The sequence below is a fragment of the Variovorax sp. OV700 genome (assembly GCF_900099805.1).
GTDB lineage: Bacteria > Pseudomonadota > Gammaproteobacteria > Burkholderiales > Burkholderiaceae_C > Variovorax.
In genome coordinates this window covers 528,437-550,953 of record NZ_FNDR01000001.1, presented here as the reverse complement: position 1 = coordinate 550,953, position 22,517 = coordinate 528,437, and the positions used below count along the sequence as shown (strand labels likewise).

At 67.1% G+C, this 22,517-nt stretch carries 18 protein-coding genes and 1 pseudogene; 9 read left to right on the top strand and 10 right to left on the bottom strand.

Annotated elements, in window-relative coordinates; genetic code table 11:
- Positions 1–91 precede the first annotated feature (91 nt).
- From kdgD to BLR24_RS02510, 4 genes are all read left to right on the top strand, one after another.
- Positions 92–1,003, top strand: coding sequence for a 5-dehydro-4-deoxyglucarate dehydratase (kdgD, locus tag BLR24_RS02525; RefSeq protein WP_093012078.1), 912 nt, complete (start codon positions 92–94; stop codon positions 1,001–1,003).
- A gap of 41 nt (positions 1,004–1,044) precedes the next feature.
- Complete coding sequence (locus BLR24_RS02520) at positions 1,045–1,494, top strand: nuclear transport factor 2 family protein (protein ID WP_093012075.1); 450 nt, start codon at positions 1,045–1,047, stop codon at positions 1,492–1,494.
- Between the two features lie 27 nt (positions 1,495–1,521).
- Positions 1,522–2,880, top strand: coding sequence for a glucarate dehydratase (gene gudD / locus BLR24_RS02515; protein WP_093012072.1), 1,359 nt, complete (start codon positions 1,522–1,524; stop codon positions 2,878–2,880).
- Between the two features lie 90 nt (positions 2,881–2,970).
- On the top strand, positions 2,971–4,407 hold the full coding sequence (locus tag BLR24_RS02510) for an aldehyde dehydrogenase family protein (RefSeq protein ID WP_093012069.1): 1,437 nt from the start codon (positions 2,971–2,973) through the stop codon (positions 4,405–4,407).
- A 39-nt stretch (positions 4,408–4,446) separates the two neighbouring features.
- Here the strand turns inward: BLR24_RS02510 and BLR24_RS02505 are convergent, their stop codons facing one another.
- Positions 4,447–5,688, bottom strand: coding sequence for an MFS transporter (locus BLR24_RS02505; RefSeq protein ID WP_093012066.1), 1,242 nt, complete (start codon positions 5,686–5,688; stop codon positions 4,447–4,449).
- A 73-nt stretch (positions 5,689–5,761) separates the two neighbouring features.
- Between BLR24_RS02505 and BLR24_RS02500 the strand changes: the two are divergent.
- Positions 5,762–6,601, top strand: a pseudogene (locus tag BLR24_RS02500) (LysR family transcriptional regulator); the annotation flags it as partial.
- Between the two features lie 49 nt (positions 6,602–6,650).
- On the opposite strand, the gene BLR24_RS02495 reads toward BLR24_RS02500, so the two are convergent.
- Positions 6,651–8,207 (bottom strand): ABC transporter permease/substrate-binding protein, encoded by a 1,557-nt coding sequence (locus BLR24_RS02495; protein WP_175543145.1) that lies wholly within the window; start codon positions 8,205–8,207, stop codon positions 6,651–6,653.
- Between the two features lie 111 nt (positions 8,208–8,318).
- Between BLR24_RS02495 and BLR24_RS02490 the strand changes: the two genes are divergently transcribed.
- On the top strand, positions 8,319–9,371 hold the full coding sequence (locus BLR24_RS02490; RefSeq protein WP_093012784.1) for an ROK family protein: 1,053 nt from the start codon (positions 8,319–8,321) through the stop codon (positions 9,369–9,371).
- Here the strand turns inward: BLR24_RS02490 and BLR24_RS02485 are convergent.
- The 5 genes from BLR24_RS02485 to BLR24_RS02465 all read right to left on the bottom strand — a co-directional run bounded on the left by BLR24_RS02485 (position 9,368) and on the right by BLR24_RS02465 (position 16,422).
- Positions 9,368–10,906 (bottom strand): efflux transporter outer membrane subunit, encoded by a 1,539-nt coding sequence (locus BLR24_RS02485; RefSeq protein WP_093012063.1) that lies wholly within the window; start codon positions 10,904–10,906, stop codon positions 9,368–9,370. The two genes, BLR24_RS02490 and BLR24_RS02485, sit on opposite strands and share 4 nt — an antisense overlap.
- Positions 10,907–11,187: 281 nt before the next feature.
- Positions 11,188–12,306, bottom strand: a complete 1,119-nt coding sequence (locus tag BLR24_RS02480) for an ABC transporter permease (protein WP_093012060.1) — start codon at positions 12,304–12,306, stop codon at positions 11,188–11,190.
- A 13-nt stretch (positions 12,307–12,319) separates the two neighbouring features.
- Positions 12,320–13,456 (bottom strand): ABC transporter permease, encoded by a 1,137-nt coding sequence (locus tag BLR24_RS02475; RefSeq protein ID WP_093012055.1) that lies wholly within the window; start codon positions 13,454–13,456, stop codon positions 12,320–12,322.
- Positions 13,453–15,249, bottom strand: a complete 1,797-nt coding sequence (locus BLR24_RS02470) for an ATP-binding cassette domain-containing protein (RefSeq protein ID WP_093012052.1) — start codon at positions 15,247–15,249, stop codon at positions 13,453–13,455. The genes BLR24_RS02475 and BLR24_RS02470 overlap by 4 nt, the downstream gene beginning before the upstream one ends.
- Positions 15,250–15,411: 162 nt before the next feature.
- Positions 15,412–16,422, bottom strand: coding sequence for an HlyD family secretion protein (locus BLR24_RS02465; protein ID WP_093012049.1), 1,011 nt, complete (start codon positions 16,420–16,422; stop codon positions 15,412–15,414).
- Positions 16,423–16,516: 94 nt separating this feature from the next.
- Here BLR24_RS02465 and BLR24_RS02460 point away from each other — a divergent pair, with 94 nt between their 5' ends.
- Positions 16,517–17,257, top strand: a complete 741-nt coding sequence (locus BLR24_RS02460; protein WP_093012045.1) for a TetR/AcrR family transcriptional regulator — start codon at positions 16,517–16,519, stop codon at positions 17,255–17,257.
- Here the strand turns inward: BLR24_RS02460 and BLR24_RS02455 are convergent.
- From BLR24_RS02455 to BLR24_RS02445, 3 genes are read right to left on the bottom strand one after another with little or no spacing between them, the layout of a single operon-like run.
- The gene (locus tag BLR24_RS02455; protein ID WP_093012042.1) at positions 17,235–18,614 is read right to left on the bottom strand and encodes a phospholipase D-like domain-containing protein; all 1,380 of its coding nucleotides are present in this window, start codon (positions 18,612–18,614) and stop codon (positions 17,235–17,237) included. The genes BLR24_RS02460 and BLR24_RS02455 overlap by 23 nt on opposite strands.
- A gap of 40 nt (positions 18,615–18,654) precedes the next feature.
- Positions 18,655–19,332, bottom strand: coding sequence for a glutathione S-transferase family protein (locus BLR24_RS02450; protein WP_093012038.1), 678 nt, complete (start codon positions 19,330–19,332; stop codon positions 18,655–18,657).
- A 27-nt stretch (positions 19,333–19,359) separates the two neighbouring features.
- Positions 19,360–20,481 (bottom strand): 5-methyltetrahydropteroyltriglutamate--homocysteine S-methyltransferase, encoded by a 1,122-nt coding sequence (locus tag BLR24_RS02445; RefSeq protein ID WP_093012781.1) that lies wholly within the window; start codon positions 20,479–20,481, stop codon positions 19,360–19,362.
- A gap of 144 nt (positions 20,482–20,625) precedes the next feature.
- Between BLR24_RS02445 and BLR24_RS02440 the strand changes: the two genes are divergently transcribed.
- Together BLR24_RS02440 and BLR24_RS02435 are read left to right on the top strand one after the other, a co-directional pair.
- Positions 20,626–21,732 carry an aromatic ring-hydroxylating dioxygenase subunit alpha gene (locus BLR24_RS02440; protein WP_093012035.1) on the top strand — a complete coding sequence of 369 codons (1,107 nt, stop codon included), beginning with the start codon at positions 20,626–20,628 and terminating at the stop codon, positions 21,730–21,732.
- Entirely contained in the window at positions 21,729–22,502 is a 774-nt protein-coding gene (locus tag BLR24_RS02435) for a GntR family transcriptional regulator (RefSeq protein ID WP_055804981.1), read from the top strand. The genes BLR24_RS02440 and BLR24_RS02435 overlap by 4 nt, the downstream gene beginning before the upstream one ends.
- Positions 22,503–22,517 lie beyond the last annotated feature (15 nt).

The window sequence follows — 22,517 nt, the reverse complement described above, 5'->3', positions numbered from 1 at the left end:
GGGCACTACCAGCGGCACGGCGGAGCCGGTTCCGCGGTAGTCCACGAATCAATTCATTTCTTTCTTCAACTCACTTGTCATTGGTGTCTCGATGAACCCTCAAGAACTTAAATCCATCATGGGCTCCGGCCTGCTCTCGTTCCCGTTGACCGACTTCGACGCGAACGGCGACTTCAACCGCAAGGGCTACGAGAAGCGTCTCGAATGGCTCGCTCCGTACGGCGCGAGCGCGCTGTTCGCGGCCGGCGGCACGGGTGAGTTCTTCTCGCTCACGGGGGACGAGTACCCCGGCATCATCCAGAGCGCGGTCGACACCTGCCGCGGCGTGGTGCCGATCATTGCCGGCGCCGGCGGCCCGACGCGCTTTGCGATCCAGTGTGCGCAAGCGGCCGAGAAGGCTGGCGCGCACGGCATCCTGCTGCTGCCGCACTACCTGACCGAAGCCGGCCAGGAAGGCCTGGCCGCGCACGTCGAAGCGGTGTGCAAGAGCGTGAAATTCGGCGTGATCGTCTACAACCGCGCCTCCAGCCGCCTCAAGCCCGACACCTTGGCCGGCCTGGCCGAGCGCAACCCGAACCTCGTCGGTTTCAAGGACGGCATCGGCGACATCGAAGCCATGGTGGCCATCTACCAGAAGATGGGCGATCGCTTTGCCTACCTGGGCGGCCTGCCCACGGCCGAGGTGTATGCCGCGGCCTACAAGGCCATGGGCACGCCGGTGTATTCGTCGGCCGTTTTCAACTTCATTCCGAAGACAGCGGTGCAGTTCTATGAAGCTGTGCGCGACGACGACATGGCCACCCAGCATCGCCTGCTGAAGAACTTCTTCATGCCTTACCTCGAACTGCGCAACCTCACGCCTGGCTATGCGGTGAGCATCGTCAAGGCCGGCGCCAAGATCGTTGGCCACGACGCTGGCCCGGTGCGCGCGCCACTCACCGACCTGAAGCCCGCAGAGATGGAAAAGCTCAAGGCGCTGATCGACGCGCTCGGCCCGCAGTAATCGGAACGATCCACAAACAACAACAACGGAGACAACACCACATGCTCATGAAAAAGCTTCTTCTCATTGCCGCGTCGGCAGTTCTGTTCTCGGGTTGCGCCATGGTTCCGGCCGGCGGCGGCGCCTCGGCCGAACCGGCAGTGGCCGCGGCCGCCGAGCGGCTGCGCATCGCGATGATCGACCCGACGCCTGCCGCCCTCGGCGCGCTGGTGGCCGAGGACCTGAGCTACGGCCATTCGGGCGGCAAGGTCGACACCAAGGCCAGCTTCATCGGTGACCTTGTCGCCGGCAAGTCGGACTTCGTGGCCATCACGATCATCGACCAGACCGTCAAGGTGGTCGACGGCCAGACGGCCATCGTGCGCCACACGCTCGCGGCCGACACGCTCGATTCGGGCAAGCCCGGCAAGGTGGCGCTGAAGATCCTCGGCGTGTGGCAAAAGCAGGGCAGCGACTGGAAGCTGCTGGCCCGCCAGGCCGTGAGAATCTAAGCACTGAATTTCCCCAGGTTCGCGCAAATGACAACTTCATCCGCCTCAACTTCTTCCATCTCCGGCGCCCCCGTGGTCACCGGCATGCGCGTGGTGCCCGTCGCGGGCCACGACAGCATGTTGATGAACCTGAGCGGCGCGCACGGCCCGTTCTTCACGCGCAACCTGCTGATCCTGACCGACAGCGCGGGCCACACCGGCGTCGGCGAAGTGCCGGGCGGCGAGAAGATCCGCCAGACGCTCGAAGATGCACGCGACCTCATCGTGGGCCAGCCCCTCGGCAAGCACAACGCGGTGCTCAACAGCCTGCGCAGTGCGTTCGCCAACCGCGACAGCGGCGGCCGCGGCCAGCAAACCTTCGACCTGCGCGTGACCATCCATGCGGTAACCGCCGTCGAGGCGGCGCTGCTCGACCTGCTGGGCCAGCATCTCGAAGTGCCGGTGGCCGCATTGCTCGGCGAAGGCCAGCAGCGCGATGCCGTGCAGATGCTCGGCTACCTGTTCTATGTAGGCGATCGCACCAAGACCGACCTGCCGTACGAGACCGATCCCGGCGCCGACAACGATTGGTTCCGCCTTCGCCATGAAGAAGCAATGACGCCGGAAGCCATCGTGCGCCTGGCCGAGGCCACGCATGCGCGCTACGGTTTTACGGACTTCAAGCTCAAGGGTGGCGTGCTGCGCGGCGAGGAAGAAGTCGAGGCCATCCGTGCGCTGCACGAGCGCTTCCCTAAAGCGCGCGTCACGCTCGACCCGAACGGCGGCTGGCTGCTGCAGGACGCGATCCGCCTCTGCCGCGACCTGCATGGCGTCATGGCCTATGCCGAAGACCCCTGCGGCGCCGAAGGCGTGTTCTCGGGCCGCGAGGTGATGGCCGAGTTCCGCCGTGCGACCGGCCTGCCCACCGCCACCAACATGGTCGCCACCGACTGGCGCGAGATGGTGCACAGCCTCTCGCTGCAATCGGTCGACATTCCGCTGGCCGACCCGCACTTCTGGACGATGCAGGGCTCGGTGCGCGTGGCGCAGTTGTGCCAGGCCTGGGGCCTGACCTGGGGCTCGCACTCCAACAACCACTTCGATGTATCGCTTGCCATGTTCACGCACGTGGCGGCGGCGGCGCCGGGCAAGGTCACCGCCATCGACACGCACTGGATCTGGCAGGACGGCCAGCGCCTGACGAAGGCGCCGCTGCAGATCGAAGGCGGCTACGTGAAGGTGCCGACACGCGGCGGACTGGGCGTGGAGCTCGACATGGACGAGGTCGAGAAGGCGCACCAGCTGTACCTGAAGCACGGCCTCGGTGCGCGCAACGATGCGCAGGCGATGCAATACCTGATCCCGGGGTGGACTTTCGACAACAAGAAGCCCTGCATGGTTCGCTGAAGGTTTAGTCTCTCTCCCGTTTCGATTTTCCGCAGCCGGACACGCAGTGCTCCGGCTTCTTTCTTTCCATCGAGCAGCAAGGAAATCCCAATGCAAAACTTCGACAACCTGATCGGCGGCGAATGGCGCACCGGCGCCAGCTACAGCCCCAACCTGAACCCCAGCAACCTCAGCGACGTGCTGGGCCAGTACGCCCAGGGCAGCGCCGCCGATGTCCAGGCCGCCGTGGCCGCCGCCACCGCCGCCTTCCCCGCCTGGGCCACCGGCAGCATCCAGGCGCGCTCCGATGCGCTGGACAAGATCGGCACCGAGATCCTGGCGCGCAAGGAAGAACTGGGCACCCTGCTGGCGCGCGAAGAAGGCAAAACCCGCGCCGAAGGCATCGGCGAAGCCACCCGCGCCGGCCAGATCTTCAAGTTCTTCGCCGGCGAATGCCTGCGCCTGGCGGGCGAGCTGCTGCCCTCGGTGCGCCCCAACATCGGCGTGGAGATCACCCGCGAGCCCGTCGGCGTCGTGGGCCTCATCACCCCCTGGAACTTCCCCATCGCCATTCCGGCCTGGAAGATCGCCCCGGCCCTGGCTTTTGGCAACTGCGTGGTCTTGAAGCCCGCCGACCTCGTGCCCGGCTGCGCCTGGGCACTCTCGGAGATCATCAGCCGCTCGGGCATCCCCGCGGGCGTGTTCAACCTCGTGATGGGCCGCGGCAGCGTCATCGGCGAGGCCCTGGTCAGCCACCCCGGCATCCATGCCATCAGCTTCACCGGTTCGGTGGGCGTGGGCCGCAACATCGCGGTGCAGTGCGTGACCCACCACAAGAAGGTGCAGCTGGAGATGGGTGGCAAGAACCCGCAGATCGTTCTGGACGACGCCGACCTGACCCAGGCGGTGGAACTCAGCGTGCAAAGCGCCTTCTACTCCACCGGCCAGCGCTGCACGGCCTCCAGCCGGCTGATCGTGACCGAAGGCATTTATCCGAAGTTCATCGAGGCGATGAAGGCCCGCATGGCCAAGATCAAGGTGGGCGATGCGCTGGCCCAGGGCACGGACATCGGGCCGGTCTCTTCCCAGTCGCAGCTGGAGCAGGACCTGGAGTACGTGGCCATCGGCCGGGGCGAAGGCGCCACGCTGGCCGCGGGCGGCGAGCGGTTGAAGCTGGAGACGGACGGCTACTACATGTCGCCGGCCCTCTTCAGCGAATCGGCCGCGGCCATGCGCATCAACAAGGAAGAGATCTTCGGGCCGGTGGCGAGCGTGATCCGGGTGAAGAACTATGACGAAGCGCTGGCCACGGCCAACGACACGGAGTTCGGGCTGTCGGCGGGCATTGCGACCACGAGCCTGAAGCACGCCACGCACTTCAAGCGCCACAGCCAGGCGGGCATGGTGATGGTGAACCTGCCCACGGCGGGGGTGGACTACCACGTGCCGTTCGGCGGGCGCAAGGGTTCCAGCTACGGCCCGCGCGAGCAGGGCAAGTATGCGCAGGAGTTCTTCACGACGGTGAAGACGGCGTATACGCTGGCTTGATGTTCTCAAGGCCGGGCGCGGTGCGCCCGGCCATTCGCCTTATCGGGCGTGGCCGCTGCGTGCCAGCGAGCGCCTGAGCCCGAGCGCAAGCAGCACGCCGATCACGCCCGCCACCGCAACGATGGCCGCCGCCGCGGGCCACCCCAGCGAATCCACCGCGCCACCCACGACCACAGGCCCGATCATCTGGCCCAGGTTGCTCCCCAGCATGAGGAGGCCCATCGACATCGGCGCCAGCCGCGCGCTCGGCGCAACGAGGGCGGAGGTACCGATCAGCGTGGCGGGGAGCAGGCCGCCCGCGGCGGAGAAGGCCAGGCACAGCGCAAAGGCCGGCACCGTACCGAGCATCGGCAGGAAGATGCCGATGGCCGAAAGGCCCATCAAGGCGCTGGCCGATGCTGCCAGCAGCCAGCGCGCGGCGCCGCGCTTCAACAGGACGCCGGCCACAAGGTTGCCCGCCACATTGACGCAGCAGGCCACGGCGCTCAGTGATCCGGCCGTGGCCGTGCCCACGCCCATGCGTTCGATCAGCAGCACCGGCAGAAAACTGAAGAGCGCAAAAAACTGCAGGCTGTAGATCACGAAAGACGCTGCAATCAGCGCCGGCGCGCCAGTTCGGAGGGTGAGGACCGCGTCGCGCACCATGCCGCGCCACGACACTGGCGCCTCGCGGTCGCTGCTGCCGCGTGAAACGCCGATCAGCAACAGCACCGCGAGCACGGCCGCGAGCGCGGCATTGCCGAGCCAGAAGCCGCGCCAGCCGCCCTGCAGCGCGCCGCTGAAGAGCGCAATCGCAATTCCCGCCGGCATGAAGCAGCTCCAGATCGCGAATGCGAGGTCCTTGCCGCCTGGCGCGACCACGCGCTGCAGCACCGAGGGGCCTGCGATGGTGATCAGCACGAAACCGAGGCCTTCGACGACGCGGCCCGCCAGCAGCACTGCAACGCTGCCTGCCAGTGCGCCCACCGTGCTGCCGACGGCAATGGCCAGCAGGCCGATGAGCACCAGCCGTCTGTCACCGGCGCGCGCGACCCATGCGCCGACGGGCACGGCGCCCAGTACGCCCAGCAGCGAGAACATCGCCATGAGCCATCCGACCATCGAGAGATCGAGGCCGAAGTCGGTGCGCAACTGGGGCACCGCGATGGCGACCTTGCCGACCTGAAGGGACGCCATCACGCCAGCGGCCACAACCAGCCCCACGGCGGGCCAGTGCGTTGAAGAAGGCGAGCGGGCTACGGCGGCAGGCGGTGCGCCGGGTATTTCGAATTGCTTGTGCATGCCGCCACTTTGCGACGAATACACGATCGATGAAAGCGAATAATATTGGCCAACTCAATCGAGTACACAGATCATGTTGGACGTTCTCACACTGGGCCAGATGCAGATGTTCGTCGCCGTGGCGGACGCCGGGAGCTTTCGCGCCGGCGCTTCAAGGTTGCACCGGGTGCAGTCGGCCGTGAGCCACGCCATCGCCAATCTCGAAGAGCAACTGCAGGTGCGGCTCTTCGACCGTTCCGGCCACAAGCCGGTGCTCACGTCCACGGGCAAGGCACTGCTGGGCGACGTGAGGGTCATCCTGTCGAAGGTCGAGGCCTTGCGCTCGCGCGCCCACGGGCTCGAGCAGGGGATCGAACTCGGGCTGGCGCTGGCGGTGGACACGCTCTTTCCGCCGGCCATGGTGGCCAATGCCATGCGCGGCATGCACGCGGTGTACCCGAGCATCGCCATCCGCGTGGAGTACAGCTCCATGGGCGGCACCATCGATGCGCTGAATTCAGGGCGGTGCAATCTCGCCATCGCGGCCTTCGGCCATGCCGACGAAAAGATCAGCCGCGAATTCCTGCTGCAGCTTCATACGGTGGCGGTCGCCGCGCCTTCGCACGCGCTGGCGGTCCATGCCGCGCGGCGCGGCGGCAAGAGCCTGGATGCCGCCGCGGCGGAGCACGTGCAGATCGTGGTGGAAGACCCCAGCGCGCTGAGCCAGGGCTACGACATCGATGTGCTATCGCCTTCGACCTGGCGCGTGACCGACATGTACATCAAGCTCGAACTGCTGCGCGCCGGCCTCGGGTGGGGAAAGATGCCCGCGTGGCTGGTGGCGAACGACCTGGCCGCGGGAACGCTGGTTCAATTGCCGGTGAACCGCATCGGCCCGGACGGTAGAACGGACCAGCCGTCCTACTTCTGTCACCGTGCCGACAAGTCCCTGGGGGTGGGCGCCACGCTGCTGCGCGACTGCCTCATGGCGGAGGCGAAGACGGCTGCGGCGCCTGGCGCCGACGGCGCATCAGCATCTCCACGAGCTCGAAGATCCCCTCGCTCAGCAGCGCCAGCGCCGCGGCCGGCAGCGCGCCCGCCACGAGCAGCTCGCGGTCGTTGAGCGCCAGCCCCGTGACGATGCGTTCGCCGAATCCGCCCGCGCCGATGAAGGCCGCAATGGTTGCCGTGCCGATGGCGATGGCCGTGGCCGTTCGAGCGCCCGCCAGCAGCGTGGGCAGCGCAAGCGGCAGCAGCACCAGCCGAAGGCTCTGCGGCGGCGTCATGCCTAGCGCGGTGCCCGCCATGCGCAGGCCATTCGGCACTTCGGCCAAGCCGGTCACCGTGTTGCGCATGATCGGCAGCAGCGAGTAGAGAGTGAGTGCAATCAGCGCGGGCAGCGCGCCGATCGCGCCGAGCAGCGAGATCAGCACCGCCAGCAATGCGAGTGACGGCACGGTCTGCAGGATGCTCGCCAGGCCCAGCACCAGCGCGCGCAGCCGCACATGCGGAAACACGAGAATCGCGAGCGGCACGCCAATCAAAATCGCAACGCCCACGGACACCGCCACCAGCAGCAGGTGCTGCCGTGCCAGCTGCCAGAGATCGGGTCCGAACAGCTTGGCGATGAAGCCGCGTCTGGGCTCCCGGGACTGCTGCGCCTTCTCGCCCGTGCTGGCCAGGAAGTCGCGCGCAATCGCGTCGAAGGGCACGCTTTGCAGCTCGGCGCGCGCATTCATTGCGATCATGGCGCGCTCGTCGATGCGGCCTTCGAGTGCCTGTAGCGCGGCCCAGGCCTTCGGCAGCCGCGCCGGCAGGTCGAGCCTGTAGAGCACCACCGCGTCATAGCGCGGAAAGTATTTCTTGTCGTCTTCCAGCACGCCCAGGCCGAGGTGGTCGATCTTGGCGTCGGTGGTGTAGATGTCGATCGCGTCGATCTGCTTCGCGGCCACGGCTTCATAGGCCAGCCCGTGGTCGAGGCCGGTCGGCGTCTGCGTGAAGCCGTAGCGCGTGGCCAGGCCCTTCCAGCCATCGGCGCGGCCGATGAACTCGTTCGAGAGGCCCAGCTTGAGTTCGGGGTGTTTTGCCAGGTCGCTCAGCGTGCGCAGGCCGAGCCGTTCGGCATCGGCCGCCCGCACGGCCAGCGCATAGCCGTCGTTGAAGCCCAGCGGAATGGCCACGCCCAGGCCCAGCGGTGCCAACGCCGTATTCATGGCCTCGCGCGTTTCGGCTGGCGAGCCCTTGAGGATTTCGAGTGCGATGGTGCCGGTGTATTCGGCATACAGGTCGATGGCGCCCGAACGCAGCGCTTCATACACGATGGCCGTGTTGCCCAGCCCCTGCCGCACCACCGGTGGCGATGCGGTGTGCGGTGCCGCCGTCTGGGCCAGCAGTTCGGCCAGGATGTACGACTCGGTGAAGCGCTTGGAGCCGACACGCAGCGTGCCCTCGCCGGGCTGCGCCGACGCAGCGGCACCGAGCCAGGCTATGGCGAACAACAACAATGCGGCGCGCAGGATGCGGCGGTGGGGCAGGCACATCGGGGGCCAGTGTATAGACATCGCCCCGGTCGGGGCACCCGCTCATCTCCTACAAACCCTGGTGCGGGCTACCGATGCTGTGCGGATGCAATCGCACCCATCATGGCCGGCATGAAGAAGAAAACCCAACTCCTGCCCGGCCCCGACGTGCACGGCCTGCGCGAGCTCCCGGGCCTCAGGGTGGAGGGCTACAGCCTGCAGCTGCGCGACAAGGACGGCTTCGTCGGCGACCAGGCCAGCCAGACCGCCTTCAGGGAGTTGCTCGAACGCTGGCGGAAGCGCCGCCGCAAGGCCGGTACCGATCCATTGGGCAAGACACACTCGCGCGATCTCAGCAAGAAGCAGCTCGACCGCGTGCTGCAGAAGCCCTCGGATGCCGGCGACCTGATGCACGCCGCCATCGAGGAATTTGCCGAAGAACTGGCCTTGGTGATCCAGCGCTTCACGCGCCAGCCTTCATGGAAGAAGGTGGAGCGCATCGTGGTGGGCGGCGGCTTCACCGAAAGCGATGTGGGCGAGCGCGCCATTTTGCAGACCGGTGCCATCCTGGAAGACATGGGCGTGCACGTACAGCTCGGGCGGCTGTCGCACGAGGTCGACGACGGCGGCCTCATCGGCTGGGTGCACCTCACGCCGCCGGCCATGCTGAAGAAGCACGACGCCATCCTCGCCGTGGACATCGGCGGCACCAACGTGCGATGCGGCATCGTGAAGACACGCCGGCGCAAGGCGCGCGACCTGTCGCTGGCCAAGGTGGTGCGGCGCGAGAAGTGGCGCCATGCGGACGACAGCCCCAACCGCACCGACATGGTCGAACGCATCGCGCTCATGTTGGAGGATATGGTCCGCTACTGCGAGCGCAAGCACATCCGCCTGGCGCCTTTCATCGGCATCGCGTGCCCGGGGCTCATTCGCAAGGACGGCTCGATTGAGCGCGGCACGCAGAACCTGCCCGGCGATTGGGAAAGCCGCGCGTTTCACCTGCCCAGCGCGCTGTGGCGGCGCATGCCGATGATCGGTTCCGGTCCCACGCTGATCCTGATGCACAACGACGCGGTGGTGCAGGGCCTGAGCGAGTTGCCCTTCATGCGCGACGTTTCGCACTGGGGCGTACTTACCATCGGAACGGGCCTTGGCAACGCGAGCTTCACCAACACTTTCTAGCCGGGTGGTGCAACGGCGGCGGCGGGCGGCATGGCGCCGCCGAGTGTCTTGTAGACGGCCACCAGGCCAACCGCCATGCGGCTCGTGCTTTGCACCCGGTCGCGCCGGGCTTGCAACAGTGCGCGGCGGGCGTCGAGCTCGACGCCGAAATCAGTGAGCCCGTTCGCATAGCGCGCATGCGCGAGCGTGAGCGCGTCGCGGCTGTTGCGCTCGCGCTCGACCAGTTCCGCATGGCGCTGGCGTTCGGCGGTGTAGGCGCTCAGCGCCGAATCGATCTCGTGCCACGCCTTGAGCACCGTCTGCTGGAAAGCCACCGCGGCTTCCTGCTGCTGCAGTTCGCGCAGGGTTACGGTGCTGCGACGCCGGCCGTTGTCGAAGATCGGGAGGCTGATGGAAGGGCCGATGTGCCATTGCCGGCTACCCCATTCGCCAAAGCGCTCGCTGCCGGCGGATTCGTAGCCGAAGCCCGCACCGAGCGTCACGCGCGGATAGAGGTCGGCCGCGGCCACGCCGATGCGCGCCGTCGCGGCATGCAGCTGCGCTTCCGCCGCGGCAATGTCAGGGCGTCGGCGCGCCACGTCGGAAGGCAGGCCCAACGCAAGATCGGGCAGCGGCGGCCCACGAAGTGCTTCGAACGTTTCGCCTGCGCCGTCGGAGGGCTGAGCGAGGTCGGCGTTCAGCGCGCCGGGCTGCGCACCTGTGAGCAGCGTGATCTGGTTCATGGCTTGGGCCTCCTGTTGCAACAGCATCGGAATGCGTGCGCGCAGCTCGGCCAGTTGCGTGCGCTGGCGTGTCGGGTCCAGGTCGGTGACCAGGCCGCCGTCCGCGCGCGCCTGCACCAGCTCGAGCGACTCGGCCGCCGCCGAAATGTCGGCGCGTGCCAGCCGCAGTTCGAGCTGCGCACCGCGCAGCTCGAAGTAGTTGCGCGCCACCTCAGCCTGCACGCTGAGCTGCGCCTGCTGCAACAGGGCGGCCGACGCGCCGGCGTCCGCATCAGCGGCCTCGATGCTGCGCCGCACGCGGCCCCACAGGTCGATCTCCCATGACGCATCGAATCCCGCCTGGTAGAGGTTGTACGGCTCACTCAGGGTGCGGATCAGCTGGTCGCGGTTGGACACCGAAGAGCCGAGCGCATCGATCATTCGGGTGGCGGCGCCGGTTTCGCTCTGGCGCTGCCGGTTGACGCTGCCGCTGGCGTTGAGCTGCGGTGCTTGCAGCGCCGCCGCCACGGTGCGCTGGACGCGGCTTTGCGCAAAACGCAGGGCGGCGGTCTGCAGGTCATGGTTGGCCTCCAGCGCGCGTGCCTGCAGACGGTCGAGCAGCGGATCGTGGAAGGCCCTCCAGTCGCCCGATGCGGCGGCCGTGGGCGCCGCCGTCCGCTCGGTGCCGAGCAAGGTCTGCGAGCCGCCGTGCCATGCGGACCAATCGGCCGGCGTTTGTGCCTCCGTGGGCCGATGGTCGGGACCCATGGCGCAACCTGCAAGAAGAAGCGCGAGAACTGAACAGGAGAAGAAGAGGGTGCGTGATGCAGACATGCGGTGCTCCCGGGTTTAGGGCCTGTGAACGCTATGGAAGGGGATCGCGTTGCTTCGCCAAGGGGCTGTATGCAAGGCGCCCGTGCGCAGCAAGGCTTTGGCCTTGCAAGCGCGAGCAACGCCGCAGACGGCCCCTTGGCGAAACAACCCGCAGGGAAGCTCGCCACAGCCCGCTCCTCGGCGTTGCGCTCCTTGTGCGTGCCGACGCACGCACGGCGTCACGCGCCTTGATGGGCGGGCTGTGGCGAGCTTCGCGACCCCTTCCATAGCGTTCACAGGCCCTACACCAGGCGATGGCGAAACAGCCAGGCCGCCAGCGGCAGCGTGACGACGGCGATGATCGACAGCGGAATGAGGTTGTGCCACACCGTCGCCAGGCCCACGCCCTCCAGGTACACGCGCTGCACCAGGTCGATCGCAAAGCGCAGCGGATTGGCCATGGTGATCACCTGCAGCGCGTGCGGCATGTTGCGCACCGGTGTGGTCAGGCCCGACAGCAGCATCATCGGCATCAGCAGCACGAAGGTGTAGAGCATGGCCTGCTGCATGTTGGCCGACACCGCCGAGATCGAGAGGCCGATGCCCACGCTCGCCACGGTGAAGAAAACCAGCCCGGTGTAGAGCGTGGCCAGCGAGCCCGCCATCGGAATGCGGAACCAGAACAGCGCCACCAGCAGGATCAGCGTCGACTGCGCAAGGCCGACCAGTATGGGCGGCAGCGCCTTGCCGATCATGATTTCGAGCGGCGACATCGGCGTGACCAGCAACTGGTCGAAGGTGCCTTGCTCGCGTTCCCGCGCCACCGAGAGGGCGGTGAGCAGCAGTGTCTGCAGCATGCTGAGCGCGGCGATGAGGCCGGGTAGCAGGTTCCAGCGCGTCTGGAGATTCGGGTTGAACCACGCGCGGGACTCGATGGTGAGCGGGCTTGGCGGCGCGCCGGCGCGTGTGCGCAGCTCGGCGTTGTAGTGCTCCACCACTGCGCTCACGTAACCGGCCGCGGACCCCGCCGTGTTGGAGTTGCGCGCATCCAGGATCAGCTGGATGGCCGCGGGCTGGCCCGCACTGAGCTGCTGCTCGAAATTGGGTGCGATCTGGATCACCAGCAGCGCCTTCTCCGTGTCGATCACCTCGCGGATATCGGCCTGCGTGCGCAGCGTGGCCATGCGGTGGAAGACGCCGGTGCTGTCGAGGTGCGCAATCAGTTCGGTCGATGCGCCCGTGCGGCTCTGGTCGAGCAACGCATAGGGCACGTTCGAGAGATCGTAGGTGGCGGCGTAGCCGAAGATCAGGCTTTGCATGATCGCGGGAACGAACAGGATCACGCGGCTCGCCGGGTCCTTGAAGATGGCGAGCAGCTCCTTCCTGCAGAGGTTCGCGATGCGCAGCAGAAAGTCGGTCATGGAGTGCCGTCCTTCAGTCGAGGCTCTTGCGCGTGACGGCGCGGGCAAGCAGCAGCAGGCCCACCGCATAGGCGAGCAGGACCGCGCAGTTGCGCCAGATCAGCGGCCAGACGTCGCCCGCGAGAAACAGCGTCTTGATCAGGTCCATGAAGTAGGTGGCGGGCAGCACATGGCCGATCACGCGCACGGCGGTGGGCACGTTGCGCAGGTCGAACAAAAAGCCCGACAGCATCATCGAGGGCATGAACGTGGCGATCAGCGCCACCTGGCTCGCAAGAAACTGGTTGCGCGTGACCGACGAGATCACGAGGCCCAGGCTCACCGCAACGATGAGGTAGAGCATGGAGCTGAGCACTACCGCGAACAGCGATCCGACCATCGGCACCGCGAACAGGAAGCGCGCGGCCAGGAGGCACAGCGTCAAACCCAGCATGCCGACCGCGAAATACGGAATGATCTTGGCCAGCAGAATTTCCACCGGCCGCACCGGCGTGACGAACAGCGCCTCGAGCGTGCCGCGCTCCCATTCGCGGGCCATCACCAGCGCAGTGAGAAAGGCGCCGACCAGGGTCATGATCAGCACGATGAGCCCCGGTACCAGGTACCAGGTGCTGGTGTTCGCGGCGTTGAACCACATGCGCTGCTCCACCGTCACGCGGCCCGTGGCGGGCGCGTCGGTGCCAGTGGTGCCGCCGCCGCGGTCCGCCTGGCGCAGGGCCGTTTGCGCGAGTGCGCCGCTCACGTAGGCCTGGATGATGGTCGCTCGGCCCGCGTCGGCCCCATGCACGATGAGCTGCACGCGCGCATTGCCCGCGGCCAGCTCGCGCGAAAAGTCGGAGGGCACGCGTACGATGCCGTCGATCTTGCGTTCGCGCATCAGGGTCTCGGCGTCGTGCATGGAACCCAGCAGTACGGGCGCGATGGTGGGCGAAAGCTGCAGGCCGGCAATGGCTTCGTGCGCCGTGGGCGACGGGTCTTCGAGCACCACGCCCACGGGTGCGTTCTTCACGTCGAGCGACATGCCGTAGCCGAAGATCAGGATCAGCACCATCGGCAGCAGGATGCCGATGGCCAGGTTGCTGCGGTCGCGCAGCAACTGGCGAAATTCCTTGCGCGTGAGGGAGATGAGGCGGGTCCAAAAACCACTCATGCCGCCACCTTCTCGTTTTTCTTCTCGCGCTCTTCCTTCCGCGCCTTCTCGACGATGCCGATGAAGGCCTGCTCCATGTCGATGCGCTTTTCATGATCCTCGCCATCGAGCGCCTGCGTGCGCACCTCCCGCGGCGTGCCGATGGCCAGCACCTTGCCCGCGTCCTGGATCACGATGCGGTCGCAGTACTCGGCCTCTTCCATGAAGTGGGTCGTGATGACGATGGTGGTGCCCCCTTCGGCCAGGGCCGTGATGCGGCGCCAGAACTCGCGGCGTGCCAGCGGGTCGGCGCCGCTGGTGGGCTCGTCGAGAAACAGGATCTCGGGCTCGTGAAGCAGGCCCGTCGCCATGGCCAGGCGCTGGCGGTAGCCGCCGGGCAGCTGCCCGCTGGGCGCATCGAGTTCGCGCTCCAGGTCGAACTGCCGCAACACCGTGTCCATGCGCTCCTGCAGCTTTTTTCCCCGCAGGCCGTAGGCGCCGCCGAAGAACGAGAGGTTCTCGCGTACCGTGAGGTTGCCGTAGAGCGCGAACTTCTGCGACACATAGCCGATGCGCTGCCGGGCCTGTGCGCGCGCATGGCGCAGGTCGACGCCGGCCACGCGCAGCTGTCCGCCGCTCGCGGGCAAGAGGCCGCAGAGCATGCGAAAGGTGGTGGTCTTGCCCGCGCCGTTGGGTCCGAGCAGGCCGAAGATCTCGCCGCGCCGCACCGAGAAGCTGGTGCTCGCCACGGCCACGAAATCGCCGAAGCGGCGCACCAGGTCTTTCACCTCGATGACCACTTCGCCGGGTTCGCCTTCCGCTGGCGCAAGGCTCTCGACAGCGGGCGGCGCGACGTTCGGCGCAGCAGGCTGGTGCGCACGCAGCAGCATCATGAAGCCGTCTTCGAGCCGCGGCGGCACAGGCTCGGCGCGCGCGCCGGCGAGCAGTTGGCCGAGTGCCGCGTCGTCCGCGCCCTGGCGCCGGATGAAGTGCACCTCGCCGCCTTGCGGCACGGCGTCGACGATGTCCTGCCGCGCATCGAGCAGGCGGGCCTGCATCAGGCGCGGCGGCTCGCCCTTCGGCGGCGCGGCGACGAAGCACATGCCTTGCGCATGGCTTTGGATTTCCACCGGCGTGCCCTGTGCAATCAGCCGGCCTTCTTGCAGCACGAACACGTGGCTGCAGCGCTCGGCCTCGTCGAGGTACGCAGTGCTCACGATGACCGAGAGCTTTTCGTCATCGACCAATTGCTGCACGATCTGCCAGAGTTCGCGCCGCGAGAGAGGATCGACGCCGACAGTGGGCTCGTCGAGCAACAGCAGCTCGGGCGATCGCACCAGCGTGCAGGCGAGGCCGAGCTTCTGCTTCATGCCGCCCGAGAGCTTGCCCGCGGGGCGGGTGGTGAATCGGCCGAGGTCGGTCATTTCCATCAGCCGCGCATAGCGTTCGCGCCGTTGGCCGGCGGATACGGCGTGCAGGTCGGCGTAGAGGTCGAGGTTCTCCTGCACGCTCAGGTCGTCGTAGAGGCCGAAGCGCTGGGGCATGTAGCTGATGCGGTCCTGCACCGCCTGCGGAGTGGCCGATACATCGATGCCCAGCACGCGCAGTTCGCCTTCGTCGGCACGCATCAGGCCAGCCATGAGCCGCAGAAGTGTGGTCTTGCCGGCGCCATCGGGCCCGACCAGTGCGGTGAGCGTGCCGGCGGGCACATCGAGTGACACACCGTCGAGCGCGCGCACCACCTGCTTCGAGGCCTTGACCACGAAGCGTTTGTGCAGGGAGCGTCCATTGACGGCGGGCTCAGTGCGAAGCATTCAACGTCCCTCCGGGCATGCGGTCTTGCTCCTTCCCCTTCCGGGGGAAGGTTGGGATGGGGGCAGGGCAGAGCGCCCGATAGACACGCCGCTTGCCCCCACCCCAGCCCTCCCCCAGAGGGGGAGGGGGCGAGGCGCAACGGCGGTCGATGAGGTCCGTCATCACGGCTTGCCGTTCGACGACAGCTGCAGCCGCACGGTGGCCGGCATGCCGAGCCGCAGGCGGTCTTCCTTGTCGTCGACCATCACGCGGATTTCGTAGACCAGGCTGCTGCGCAGTTCCTCGGTCTGCACCGTCTTGGGCGTGAACTCGGCCACCGACGAGATATAGCCGACCTTGCCCGTGATGGGCTGGCCGGGCTGGCTGTCGGTGGTCACGCTGGCTTCCTGGCCGGCCCGCACGCGGCCGAGGTCGGGTTCGGCCACGTAGGCGCGTACCCATTTGGGATCGGTGATTGCCAGCGTGAAAGCCGGGCGCTGCGGCGAAGCCATGTCGCCGGGCTCGAGCAGGCGGGCGCGCACCACGGCGTCGATGGGCGACTTGAGCTCGGCCTCCTGGAGCTGGTGGTTCATGAGCGCGAGATCGGCGCGCGCGGATTCGAGCTGGGCTTGCGCCTGCGCGATGTCTTCCTTGCGTGGACCGGCAACGGCGAGCTGCTGCGCCTTGCGCGCGTTTTGCAGTTGCGCCATCGCCACTTTGCGGCGGGCCTGGGCGCTGTCGAGGTCCTGCTGGCTCACGGCGCGGCCGGCCGTGGTCTGGCCGATGGCCTGCAGGCGCGCGAGCTGCTGCTGTGCAAGGTCGGCATCGGCCTGCGCCGCGGCCACCTGGGCGCTGGCCTGCGCCAGTTCTTCGGGCCGGCTGCCGGTTTTCAGGCGCAGCAGCGCCTGCTCCTGCACGCCGATGCGCGCCTGCGACTGCGCCACGCGCAGCACGAGCGAGCGGGTGTCGAGTCTGCCCAGCAACTGCCCCGCGCGCACGTGGTCGCCTTCCCGCACTGCGAGCTCGGCCACGCGGTCATTGGCGTTGAAGGCCAGCGAGACCTGGCGCACGTCGACGTTGCCATACAGGACGAGCTGGTCGGACGGCGTGGCCGAACGATGGAAGTACCACCAGCCACCCGCTGCGGCGGCCAGCACCAAGACGGCAGCGGCAATGAGAGGTTTCTTGTTCATTTGGCGGGCTCCTGCCGATTTCCGGATCAGGTTGGATGTTATCAAATTGGAATTTGAATTTGAAGTATTTTTTCATTTCGATTAACCTTAGGCCATGGCTTCCCGCTTTTCCAGCGCCCGTCCTTCGGGCGCCCGTTCCCCCGTCCCGCGCCAGGCTGCGGCGCGCATTCCACGCACCTCCCGCACCGACGGCAGCGCCACGCGCCTGCACATCCTCGAAACCGCGGGCCAGCTGTTTGCGGAGCGCGGCTTCGCCGAGAGCACCAGCAAGGAAATCTGCACGCGCGCCGGCACCAACATGGCCGCCGTCAACTATCACTTCGGCAGCAGGGACGGCCTTTACGAGGCCGTGCTGATCGAGGCGCACCGCCAGCTCGTGAGCATCGACGAACTGGTCAGCCTGGCCAGCGTGCCGACCGATCCACGGCTCAAGCTGCGGACCTTTCTCACGCACCTGATCGAGATGGGGAGCCAGCCCAAGGCGCCCTGGGGTTTTCGCGTGGTGCTGCGCGAGGCGCTTTCGCCTTCGCCGGCCCTGCCGGTGCTGATCCGGCAGGCGGTGCTACCCAAGGCCAAGCTGATCCGCGGCCTGCTCGGCGGCATCATGGATTTGCCTGACGATCATCCCTCGGTGCAGCGCGCCATGCTGTTCGTGGTACTGCCCTGCATCGTGATGACGGTGGCACCCAGAAACCTCCGCAACGAAGTGCTGCCGGCTCTCAAGGACACCGAAGGCCTGGCGGACGACCTGATGCGCTACGTGTTCGCAGGCCTCGATGCGCTGGCGAAGGAAGCCAAGGCGCCGGCGCCCGCTAAAGCTGGAAAGCGACGGTGAGCAGCAGCCCCTCGGCCACGTCGCGCAACAGGCCCGGCCGCCGCGCGCGGTAGGGCTCGCCGGCGGAAGCCGTGGTGGCGACCCATTCGGCCAGCCAGTCGATCTCGTGCGGGCCGTAGAACACCACGGCCGCCTCGTGGTTGAGCAGCAGGCTGCGCAGGTCGAGGTTGATGGAGCCGCACATGGCCAGTTCGTTGTCGACCACCACGGCCTTGGCATGCGCCATGAACGGCAGCATGCGAAAGCTCACGCCCGCGCGGGCCAGGTCGCGCATGGCACGCGCGCGCACGAAATCGGCCAGGCGGTGGTTCGACTGCGCGGGGATCGCGATGGTCACTTCCACGCCGCGCCGCGCGGCCAGCCGCAGCGCATCGCGCAGGCCGTCGCCCGGCACGAAGTAGGGCGTGATCGCCAGCACGCGGTGCTCGGCCCGAAAGCAGGCGTCGATGAGCAGCGCATGGGCCGTGTCCTCGGTCTGGTCGGGGCCGCTCGGCAGGAACTGCGCCATGGCGCCGCCCGCGCTTTCATCGACGTCATCGGCGGTGATGGCGCGCGCCTTGCGGCCGCGCACCGAGCTCCAGTCATGGTCGAACTGGCGGGCCGCCGCGGCGGCCACGCTGCCGCGCAGGTCGAACGAAAGATCGCGCCAGCCTTCGGGATGCTTGTGGTTGCCGGTGAAGTATTCGCCCGCCAGATTGCGCCCGCCCGACCACAGCCAGCCGTCGTCGGCGATGGTGAACTTGCGGTGGTTGCGCAGGTTGCGCGGCCCGATGCGGCGCAGGCTGAAGAACGGGCGGAACACGGCGACCTCTCCGCCCGCCGCGCGCAGCACTTCGAAGTGGCGGCGCGGCAATGTCAGCGCACCGAAGCCGTCGAGCAGCACGCGCACCTTGATGCCTTCGCGCGCGCGCTGCGCCAGCCGCTCGATGACGGCGCGGCCCAGCGCGTCGTCGCCGATGATGAAGGTGCACACGTCGATGCGCTCGCGTGCGCCTTCGATCACCTGCCACAGTGCCTCGCGCGCGGCCTCGCCGTCGGCATGCATGCGGATCGCGCAGGGCCCCGGCGGCGCGAGGCCGAAGCTTTCGATCAGGTCTGCCGCCCAGTGCCCCGGCGGCACCGAGCGCGGCGGCCGCGGCGAGCCGGCCGGGCGCAGCTTGCGCTGGCCGAACAAGAGATAGATCGGCAGGATGAAGTAGGGCATGAGCACGAGCCCCATGACCCAGGCAATGGCCGTGGTGGGTGCCCGCTGTTCGCGGCGCGCGCGCGTGGTCAGCACATAGACCAGCAGCGCGAAGGTGACGACGAGGAAATGCTGTGACGGTGAAGGAAGCCAGTCGAAACGGGTGTTCGGCATGCGGCAATGATGCCTGAGGAGCCGGGGTTGTCGCCAGCGATCAGCGTGGCATCAGGAACGAGGCCACGTCGCGACCTTCGGAAGCCAGGAAGCGCATCATCGGTTCGACCACCGTTTGCACCGCGGGCCGTTCGCCCATGCGGCTGCGCCAGGCGAGGAGCCGCGGCGTGGCCTGCGTCATGCGCGCACCCTTGCGGTCGGCAAAGATGCAGGCCATGTAGAAGGCGATGTCGGCAAAGGAATATGCGCCCGCGAGGTACTCGCGCGTGGCCAGCAGGCCTTCCATCTCGTCGTAGTAGCGGGCGCACGCGGCGCAGGCCGCCACGGCGGCCGCGCTCTGCATGTCGTGCTGCAGGCCGAAGAGCCTGATCACGTTAGGAAAAAAGACCTCGTCCGACTTCTGCTCGAGCTGCCGCGCCCGTGCCCGTTCGGCAACACCTTGGGGCCACAGCGCGGGGGTGGGGTACCGGTCTTCGAGGTATTCGAAGATCTGCGTCGAGTCGAAGAGCTCGACGTCGCCGTCGATCAGCACCGGCACCTGCTGCTTGACGGGGTTGATGCGCAGCACGTCCGGGTGCTTGGGCTCGTAAGCGTCGTCCTTGGTGAACGGCACCATCGTCAGTTCGAAGTGAATGCCTTTTTCGAGCGCGGCGATCTGCACCTTCGCGCCGAACATGCTGAGGGGGCCTGAGAGGATTTTTGTAATGGTCGTCGTCATGCCCCCGACTTCACCAGAAACGAAGCGTCAGGTCGAGCCCCAGACCTCCTGCGCGGTCTCCACAACCAGGCGCAGCTTGTTGCGCTGCGCCTCCACCGCGATGTTGTTGCCGTGCACCGTGCTCGAGAACCCGCACTGCGGCGAGAGCGCGAGCTGTTCGAGCGGCGCGTACTTGGCTGCGTCCTCGATGCGGCGCTTGAGTTCGTCCTTGTCTTCCATCTGGCCGAACTTGGTGGTCACGAGGCCGAGCACCACGGTCTTGCCCTTGGGCAGGTAGCGCAGCGGCTTGAAGTCGCCCGAGCGGGCGTCGTCGTATTCCATGAAGTAGGCGTCCAGGTCCATCTCCTTCAAGAGTGCCTCGGCCACCGGCTCGTAGTTGCCGGCCGCGGCGTGCGTGCTCTTGAAGTTGCCGCGGCACAGGTGCATGGCCAGCAGCATTCCCGGCGGCTTTTGCGCGACCACCTTGTTGATGAACGCGGCATAGCGGTGCGGCAGTTCGTTCGGGTCGTCGCCGCGTTTGCGGGCAGCTTCGCGCATGTGCTCGTCGCACAGGTAGGCCAGGTTGGTGTCGTCCATCTGAACGTAGGTGCAGCCTGCTGCGGCCAGCGAGCGCAGCTCGTCGCCATAGGCCTTGGCCACGTCGTCGTAGAACACCGGATCGAGCTCGGGATACGCGTCCTTGCTGATGCCCGCGCGGCCGCCGCGGAAGTGCAGCATGGTCGGCGAGGGAATCGTCACCTTCGGTGTGCGTCCGGCCGAGACCTGGCTCTTCAGGTATTGGAAGTCGGCCAGCTGGATGTCCTTCACGTGGCGCACCTTGTCGATCACGCGCATGGCGGGCGGCGCGAGTTCCTCGGTGCCGTCGGGCTTGCGGATGGTGACCGGAATGTCGGTCTTCACGCCGCCGAGCTGGTCGAGAAAGTCGATGTGGAAATACGTGCGGCGGAACTCGCCGTCGGTGATGCTCTTCAGGCCGATGTCTTCCTGGAAGCGGACGATCTCGGTGATGGCCTTGTCTTCGACCTTGCGGAGCTGCTCGGGCGTGATCTCGCCCTTGGCGTTCTGCTCGCGCGCTTCGAGCAGGTATTTGGGGCGCAGGAAGCTGCCGACGTGGTCGTAACGGGCGGGCAGGGCGGCGTGCTGTGACATGTTGATCTCCGTCGTGGCTGAAAACGAATCGAACATCGTATCGCCTCGGAAACACGCCGATATGTATACATTGAAGTCGGTATTTACCCTGATTTTAAGGAATTCCACTGGATATTTCTGATTTTATGTATACATTGGGTATTCATGAAAACGCCCACGACCGCCTTTCCATTGAACGCCTGGTATGCCGCCGCCTATGACGTGGAAGTGCGTCATGCGTTGCTGCCGCGCACGATCTGCAACGAAAAACTGGTGCTGTTCCGCCGTACCGACGGACAGGTTGCCGCGCTCGAAGACGCCTGCTGGCATCGCCTGATGCCGCTCTCGCTGGGCAAGCTCGAAGGCGACGAACTGGTGTGCGGCTACCACGGCCTGGTCTACAACAGCCAGGGCCGCTGCACCCACATGCCGAGCCAGGAAACGCTGAACCCTTCGGCCTGCGTGCGCAGCTTCCCGGTGGTCGAGAAGCACCGTTTCGTCTGGATCTGGCCTGGTGACCCGGCCAAGGCCGACCCGGCACTGGTGCCCGACATGCACTGGAACGACGACCCGGCATGGGCCGGCGACGGCAAGATGATTCGCGTGAACTGCGACTACCGCCTGGTGGTCGACAACCTCATGGACCTGACGCACGAGACCTTCGTGCACGGTTCTTCCATCGGCAATCGCGAAGTGGCCGAGGCGCCCTTCGTCGCCACGCACGGCGACCGCTCGGCCACCGTCACGCGGTGGATGGAGAACATCGATCCACCGCCGTTCTGGGGTGGCCAGATCCGCCATGCGCGCGACTACGCCGGCAAGGTCGATCGCTGGCAGATCATCCGCTTCGAGGGGCCGTGCACCGTGAACATCGACGTCGGCGTGGCTGAGGCGGGCAGCGGCGCGGTGCCGAAGGAGGGCAACCCCGGCGACCGCAGCAAGGGCGTGAACGGTTACGTGCTCAACACCATCACGCCCGAGACCGACAAGACCTGCCTCTATTTCTGGGCCTTTGCGCGCAACTACTGCCTGGGCGAGCAGCGCCTGACGCACGAGTTGCGCGAGGGCGTGGCCGGTATCTTCCGCGAGGACGAGCTCGTGCTCGAGGCGCAGCAAAAGGCCATGGACGAGCGGCCCGACCACCAGTTCTACAACCTCAACATCGACGCGGGCTCGATGTGGGCGCGTCGGCTGATCGACCGAATGGTCGAGAAGGAAACGCCAGCGCGCGCTCCGATCCCGATCCGTCCCGCCGAGAAGAGCGCCGCATGAAGGTCGCAGCCGTATCACCCGTCGAATCCGGCGACGGCGGAAGTTCGCAGGCCGTGAAGGCGCAGCTGCGATTGCGCGAAATGATCCTGGCCGGCGAACTGCCGGGCGGCGCGCGCATTGCCGAGGTGGCCATCTCCGAGCAGCTCGGCGTTTCGCGCACCCCGGTGCGCAGCGCGCTCATGCGGCTGGAACAAGAAGGCCTGCTCGAGGCGCTGCCCAACGGTGGTTACGCAGTGCGTACTTTTTCGGAGCGCGACGTGGCGGACGCCATCGAGCTTCGCGGCACGCTCGAAGGCCTGGTGGCGCGGCTCGCGGCCGAGCGCGGGGCGGCGCCGGTGGTGCTGCGCGAAGCGCGTGCGTGTCTGGCACGCATCGATGAACTGCTGCGCGAGCCCGCGCTGGACGACGCGGCGTTTTCGCGCTACGTCACGCACAACGAGAAGTTTCATTCGCTGCTGTGCGAGATGGCGGCGAGCCCGGTCATCGCGCAGCAGCTCGAGCGCGTGATCAACTTGCCGTTCGCATCGCCGTCGGGCTTCGTCATCGTGCAGGCCAACTCGCCCGCCGCGCGCGACATGCTCGTGATCGCGCAAGACCAGCATCTGCAGGTGCTCGACGCCATCGAGGCCGGCGAAGGCTCGCGCGCCGAGGCGTTGATGCGCGAGCACAGCCGCATTGCGCGGCGCAACCTGCGCGAGGCGCTGCACGGCACGCCCACCGCCGAGCAGCGCCCGCTGCCCGGTGTGCAGCTGATCCGCCGCCGCGGCTGAGCGGCCGATTTTCTT

Coding starts and splice junctions, on each gene's coding strand:
- kdgD (WP_093012078.1), top strand. CDS start 92: ATGAACCCTCAAGAACTTAAATCCATCATGGGCTCCGGCCTGCTCTCG.
- BLR24_RS02520 (WP_093012075.1), top strand. CDS start 1,045: ATGCTCATGAAAAAGCTTCTTCTCATTGCCGCGTCGGCAGTTCTGTTC.
- gudD (WP_093012072.1), top strand. CDS start 1,522: ATGACAACTTCATCCGCCTCAACTTCTTCCATCTCCGGCGCCCCCGTG.
- BLR24_RS02510 (WP_093012069.1), top strand. CDS start 2,971: ATGCAAAACTTCGACAACCTGATCGGCGGCGAATGGCGCACCGGCGCC.
- BLR24_RS02505 (WP_093012066.1), bottom strand. CDS start 5,688: ATGCACAAGCAATTCGAAATACCCGGCGCACCGCCTGCCGCCGTAGCC.
- BLR24_RS02495 (WP_175543145.1), bottom strand. CDS start 8,207: ATGTGCCTGCCCCACCGCCGCATCCTGCGCGCCGCATTGTTGTTGTTC.
- BLR24_RS02490 (WP_093012784.1), top strand. CDS start 8,319: ATGAAGAAGAAAACCCAACTCCTGCCCGGCCCCGACGTGCACGGCCTG.
- BLR24_RS02485 (WP_093012063.1), bottom strand. CDS start 10,906: ATGTCTGCATCACGCACCCTCTTCTTCTCCTGTTCAGTTCTCGCGCTT.
- BLR24_RS02480 (WP_093012060.1), bottom strand. CDS start 12,306: ATGACCGACTTTCTGCTGCGCATCGCGAACCTCTGCAGGAAGGAGCTG.
- BLR24_RS02475 (WP_093012055.1), bottom strand. CDS start 13,456: ATGAGTGGTTTTTGGACCCGCCTCATCTCCCTCACGCGCAAGGAATTT.
- BLR24_RS02470 (WP_093012052.1), bottom strand. CDS start 15,249: ATGCTTCGCACTGAGCCCGCCGTCAATGGACGCTCCCTGCACAAACGC.
- BLR24_RS02465 (WP_093012049.1), bottom strand. CDS start 16,422: ATGAACAAGAAACCTCTCATTGCCGCTGCCGTCTTGGTGCTGGCCGCC.
- BLR24_RS02460 (WP_093012045.1), top strand. CDS start 16,517: ATGGCTTCCCGCTTTTCCAGCGCCCGTCCTTCGGGCGCCCGTTCCCCC.
- BLR24_RS02455 (WP_093012042.1), bottom strand. CDS start 18,614: ATGCCGAACACCCGTTTCGACTGGCTTCCTTCACCGTCACAGCATTTC.
- BLR24_RS02450 (WP_093012038.1), bottom strand. CDS start 19,332: ATGACGACGACCATTACAAAAATCCTCTCAGGCCCCCTCAGCATGTTC.
- BLR24_RS02445 (WP_093012781.1), bottom strand. CDS start 20,481: ATGTCACAGCACGCCGCCCTGCCCGCCCGTTACGACCACGTCGGCAGC.
- BLR24_RS02440 (WP_093012035.1), top strand. CDS start 20,626: ATGAAAACGCCCACGACCGCCTTTCCATTGAACGCCTGGTATGCCGCC.
- BLR24_RS02435 (WP_055804981.1), top strand. CDS start 21,729: ATGAAGGTCGCAGCCGTATCACCCGTCGAATCCGGCGACGGCGGAAGT.